The 4,902-nt window shown below is 66.9% G+C and carries 8 protein-coding genes; 5 read left to right on the plus strand and 3 right to left on the minus strand.

Annotated features, from left to right (window positions below; genetic code table 11):
• Positions 1–332, plus strand: a 332-nt coding sequence (locus tag G446_RS0113170) for an IS5/IS1182 family transposase (RefSeq protein WP_026410486.1), incomplete at its 5' end; no start/stop codon positions are given.
• A 6-nt stretch (positions 333–338) separates the two neighbouring features.
• On the opposite strand, the gene G446_RS19565 is transcribed toward G446_RS0113170, so the two are convergent.
• Positions 339–827, minus strand: a complete 489-nt coding sequence (locus tag G446_RS19565; RefSeq protein ID WP_245574717.1) for a DUF4411 family protein — start codon at positions 825–827, stop codon at positions 339–341.
• Positions 827–1,981, minus strand: a complete 1,155-nt coding sequence (locus G446_RS0113175) for an ImmA/IrrE family metallo-endopeptidase (RefSeq protein ID WP_026410487.1) — start codon at positions 1,979–1,981, stop codon at positions 827–829. The genes G446_RS19565 and G446_RS0113175 overlap by 1 nt, the downstream gene beginning before the upstream one ends.
• A 529-nt stretch (positions 1,982–2,510) precedes the next feature.
• Between G446_RS0113175 and G446_RS0113180 the strand changes: the two genes are divergently transcribed.
• The 3 genes from G446_RS0113180 (at position 2,511) to G446_RS0113190 (ending at position 3,427) form a co-directional block, all read left to right on the plus strand.
• Positions 2,511–2,834: an anion permease gene (locus tag G446_RS0113180; protein WP_026410488.1), complete on the plus strand. Its 324-nt coding sequence runs from the start codon at positions 2,511–2,513 to the stop codon at positions 2,832–2,834.
• 130 nt (positions 2,835–2,964) lie between these two features.
• A complete protein-coding gene (locus G446_RS0113185; protein ID WP_156916681.1) occupies positions 2,965–3,171 on the plus strand; it encodes a hypothetical protein in 207 nt (68 codons plus the stop codon).
• A 4-nt stretch (positions 3,172–3,175) separates the two neighbouring features.
• Positions 3,176–3,427, plus strand: a complete 252-nt coding sequence (locus tag G446_RS0113190; RefSeq protein WP_026410490.1) for a hypothetical protein — start codon at positions 3,176–3,178, stop codon at positions 3,425–3,427.
• A 62-nt stretch (positions 3,428–3,489) separates the two neighbouring features.
• Here the strand turns inward: G446_RS0113190 and G446_RS18030 are convergent, their stop codons facing one another.
• Positions 3,490–4,371, minus strand: a complete 882-nt coding sequence (locus G446_RS18030) for a putative endonuclease domain-containing protein (RefSeq protein ID WP_051286012.1) — start codon at positions 4,369–4,371, stop codon at positions 3,490–3,492.
• Positions 4,372–4,716: 345 nt separating this feature from the next.
• Between G446_RS18030 and G446_RS0113200 the strand changes: the two genes are divergently transcribed.
• Positions 4,717–4,902 (plus strand): transposase (locus G446_RS0113200; RefSeq protein WP_026410491.1); only part of this gene is annotated, 186 nt, incomplete at its 3' end.

Consider the following 4,902-nt stretch of genomic DNA (forward strand, 5'->3'; position numbering starts at 1 on the left):
GCGGACGGCCCCGCACCCGCCCGGACCGGGTTCTGGCGGACAGGGCCTACTCCTCCAGGGCCAACCGGGACTGGCTGCGCGCCCACCACATCCGCGCCACGATCCCGGTCAAGGCCGACCAGGCCGCCAACCGCCGCCGACGCGGCGGCGCCGGGGGCAGACCGCCCGCCTTCGACCCCGACGTCCACGAGGACCGCAACGCCGTCGAGCGCGGCTTCAGCCGCCTCAAGCACAACCGCGGCCTGGCCACCAGGTACGACAAGCTCGCCGTCCGATACCGGACCACCACCCGCATCGCCGCCATCGACCACTGGCTCAAACGACTTACATAACACGCCCTAGAAGAACCGCAGGCCGAGCCGTCGGTACACTCCGAAGGGCTCCCGGTAGGGGACCCCCATGGCACCGCACGCATCGGGGATGAGTACGCGTCTCTTCGAAAACGGCGCGGGTTGCTCGAATGTCACGACTTCACTCCCGGTGCTGTGCGCCTGGGCCACTATGTAGCAATCAGCCACGCGCAGAAATTCGGATCTGGCGGATGCGAAATACGGTCGCCCTGGATGCATAACCCAGTCGGAGAGTTGTCTCATAGAATCCATGGCGTCCACGTTCGGTCTCAACCAGAAAGAATTCGGCAGGCCGGACGCCCATTTTTTAAGGTGACCCATCTTTCCGTCGTCAATCTCATTTTTGACGCGCAAAACGGACGCTATATTCCCCTGTTGATGCTGGTCGGACAACCAGCCCCAGAAAGTTGGAGCAATATCTGGAGCATAGTATAGTCGAGAAGCGTTTATAAAAACGTTCGAGTCCAGCAGAAACACTATCCGACGCCTTCCAGTCGCTCCGCATATTTATCAAACATGGGCGCTCTTTTGAAGGAAAGCAGACGCAACGCCTCGGTCATGGATGTGGAGCCGCGCATCGTATCGCGAACAATTGCGCGACTGAGCGTTCTCCCCACCCTGAATGACTGATTGTTGTAGAAGTTGCCGCCCCCGCCGCGCGGATTACCTTCAGCCGCCTTCCGAAGCCTGTCAACCTCGGTATCATAAATGTTCTGAAATCCCTCGCGCCTCACAAGCCCCGTATCGCGCAGCCTGATCAGAACGACGAGAGTGGAGCACCAGTATCGGTCGGCCAAACATTCAAGTTCCTCGACAAGGCCGGTGCCAGCGTCGAATTGGGAGCGCAGATCGGCGACCGGCACGGCGATCTCAGCGGCCACCGCATCGCACCAGCGCTCGACTCGATCACTACGACCGCGCAACGGCTCGCCGCCCGCACTGACACCGGACTCGCCCCGCCACACGTGCGCGAACTCGTGAAGAAGGGAGAACACCTGCCCTCGCTTGGTATCCCGGGCGTTGACGAAAACGAGGGGCGCCGTGACTGAATGCAGTGTGAACCCCCTGAACTCGTCTATGTCCAGCGGGCGATGAGTGTTATTCTCGACAATAGAGTTGAGGACGACCAGGCCGCCGAGCGCTTCGAAGGACTCGATGAGATGAGCCCGCGCCTCATCAATGGACCGCATTCTCAGACGGACTTCAATCCCATAATTCAATTCCTTGCGGATCATGTCGGCGGCGCGCTCGACAGAGGCGTGACGCGCAGAACCGACGAAGGGGAGCGGGTCGGCGTCGCCGAATTCGGTCAGGTAGTCCTCGTACCACCCTTGCCGGCGCTGATTGAGATAAATCGTCTCCAGAAGATCGCCGCTCGGCGCGACATCGGGTCCTCGACCGGCCCGGAAGTCGGGGATCGGAAGCTCCTCCTGAGGCGGTTCGGACAGGAACAGGTATCCGACGGGGACATGGGTGAAGTCGGCGATGGCCTCGACCTCGGAGAATCCGGGCCGCTCCTCCTCGGCCAGCCACCGGTCCCAGTTCGCGAACCTGCCGCGCATATCATCATCATCGCGGCCTCCACGGCGTTGCGCCCACTCCAGTACGCAGGGTCGTATGACGGCGCTCATGCAGACCCCCTTCGCTGCGCGTCCTGACGGTCAGTCAAGTAAACCACTGGCATCCCCTCAATTGCGACGGCCATGAGTCCCGGTTCGCACCGCTTCCTCGCAGCGCATACCGCCTTCCCGCAGTTCCCGCCAGTTCCGTGGCCGCGCCCGCGCTCACGGGGACGGGGCGGCCGGAGGCGGGCAGGTCCTCCAGGTGCTCCAGCCGCGCCCGCGCTCACGGGGACAGGGCGGCGGGCCCGGCGGACGGCCCGATTGCGCGCGGGACGCGCGAGGCCCGCCGGCGCAGGAGAGGCGGACGGCCGGGGTGAACGGGACGGCTTGATCGTGGGCGGGACCGGCGCTCCCGACAGGGCGAATCTGCAGGTCCGCCGTTCGCCTCCCCCGGGGTGGGTCCCCGCCCTTCGCGCGCAATCGCGCCCATCATCCCCGCCTTGCGGACCGGGCGGATCCTCAGGTCCCCGCCCGGCGCCGCGCCGCCGTCGGACGCGCCGACCGCCCCCGCCGGGCCCGGAATCCGACCGGAGTGCTGATGCAACGGAAGGATTCTGACGCGCTGACCCACTACCTGTTCACCTCGGGCACGGCCCACACGGCCTCCATGTTCGCCGTCTTCCTCGGTGTGGGGCTGGCGCTGGGGCTGCCCGGGGTGCCGCTGACCGTGATGCTGGGCGCGATCCCGACCCGCATGGGGTGCCTGACCCACTACGGCAACGGGCCAGCGTCCCTGTACTTCGGGTCCGGGTACGTCGAGCTCGGGGCGTGGTGGCGGACCGGGCTCGTCCTGGGCGTCGTCCACATGGCCATCTGGCTGCTGGTGGGCCCGATCCGGTGGAACGTCATCGGGGTGTGGTGAGCCGGAAGCGCCGCCGGCTCACCCCTCGGGGGAGTCGGGCGGCCGGACACGGCTGTGCCGTGCTTCGCGCATGCCGCTTGATGGTAACAAGAGTCGACAACTGCGCCGTGCGGCAAATATGATTTCCATCATGGGGTTCTTGAAGAGTGCATGGAAGCACGGCCTCGCGCGAGAGGACATCGACCACGCTTTGAACAACCCCGTAACAGTCCATTATTTCGACGGATATGTCGTCGACCCCTCTCGGTCCGGTCGTCTGCTCGAGGTCGGCGTCAGCGATGATGGCTTCGTCTTCCATGCCATGCCCGCGCGCAAGAAGTTCTTGAGGAGGAAGTAGGAATATGAGGACCGCCGAGGAGATGCTCGACGAGATCGAGAACGCCAACGGCGGGGTCGGCCCGGATCCCGCGGCCACGGTCGATGATCCCGTCCTCGCGAGAATCGCGGTCGCGCAGATGCGCCTTCGCGCCGCCGAGCGCGCGCTCGATAAGGCCGTGATGGCCGCGCGCGATGCCGGCCTGTCGTGGCAGGCGATCGGGGGCGTGCTGGGCATGACCCGCCAGGGCGCGAACAAGCGCTTCCACGCCGCCTGAGGAGCCGCTCACTCCACACGGCCCCCGGCCCATCGGGGCGATTCCCGGGCGGGGCACAATCCTCATTTTCCCGTGGATCCAGGCCCGCCGCCGCACCCGCGACGAGACCCCCAACGATCGAGGGCCTTCAAGACATCCGGAACGACCTGGTGGGCGCAGACCTCCTTCCGCGTGAAGCGCAGGGGCAGGTAGCCGCGGGCGATGAGCTGGCGGTCGCGCCACCGGTCGAGGGCGAATTGGTGCTCGTCGCAGTGGTAGGTGTAGCCGTCGAGCTCCACGACGATCCACCCCTCGACCACCAGGTCCACCTCGCCGACGCCCTCGATGTCCACCCCGTCCTCGAAGCTCAGACCCGCGGCTTCGAGATCCATGCGCGCCAGCGTCTCCAGGGGGGAGCGCGCCCGGTCGCTTGCGCGCTCGAGTCGGGCGAGCGCCCGGGCCGAGCCGGGGCCGCGCAGCAGTGCGCGGACCTGCTCGGCCGTGACCCGCTCGTCGTGAAGGGCGGCGTCAAGGGCGATGAGCGGGGAGTCGTCCTGGACGTGGCAGCGCAGGAAGCGCGCCAGGGCCTCGGGAAGCGGCTGCACTGGAGAAGATGTGGGCGACGGTCGGGGCTGATTTCTGTCGGGGTGGAGGACCTCGCGCCCCAGGGCTGCGAGTTGCCCGCCATTCGGAACGACGAGGTGGATCTGCTCGCGTCCTCGTGCCACCGGCAGGCCGTAGTGGCGCATAGCGGCCTGACAGGTGAGCAGTCCGCCGTGGATACGGGCCAGGACGAGGGCGCGGTCGGTGCCCGGGATGCTGATGACGCCGTGCTCGTGGGCGGTGAGCTCCCCTGCTTCGACGAGGGCGGCGATATGGCGTCGTTGGGTGCGGGTCAGTTCGAGGTCGCGGATGCGCACGGCGCCGTAGCAGCCGCGGACGAGGGCGAGAAGGTCGTCATGCATGGGCCTATTGCCACGCACCGGGGAGAGGATGGCAACGTCCCCGCCCGAGCCCTGTGGACAGGTGGCGCGGAGCCCCGCCTGTGGAGCCCGGCTCGTCGCGCCAATCCGGGGATCGGGCCGCGCACATGCGGTTCAGCACCCCGAAGCCCCCGGCCCAGGACCCTCTCCATGACCCGACACCGGGCCCGAATCAGACACCGGACCCGCGCACGGTGTCCAAATCTGGGGTGCGTCTCTTAGTGTGGTGGCAATTCCCGCGGGGCTTCCGCCCGGGGTCGTCGGCACGGGCGGCGGGCATCGTGGGAGCCCTGTTCCTCAGCCAGATTCACAAGGAGTGCACCCACGATGCCCGCCACGAACCAGTCTGCCGTGTCCACGCTGATCCGGGAAGTCCTTGCCGACCCGGATCTGGCTCACGATGACGTCTTCCGCCGCCTGCTCCAGGCCGGGCTGCAGGATCTGGTCGACGCCGAGGCCGCCGCCGTGATCGGCGCGGGGCGCTACGAGCGCACCCCGCATCGCACCAACAGG

Source organism: Actinomyces dentalis DSM 19115, assembly GCF_000429225.1.
GTDB classification, from domain to species: Bacteria; Actinomycetota; Actinomycetes; order Actinomycetales; family Actinomycetaceae; genus Actinomyces; species Actinomyces dentalis.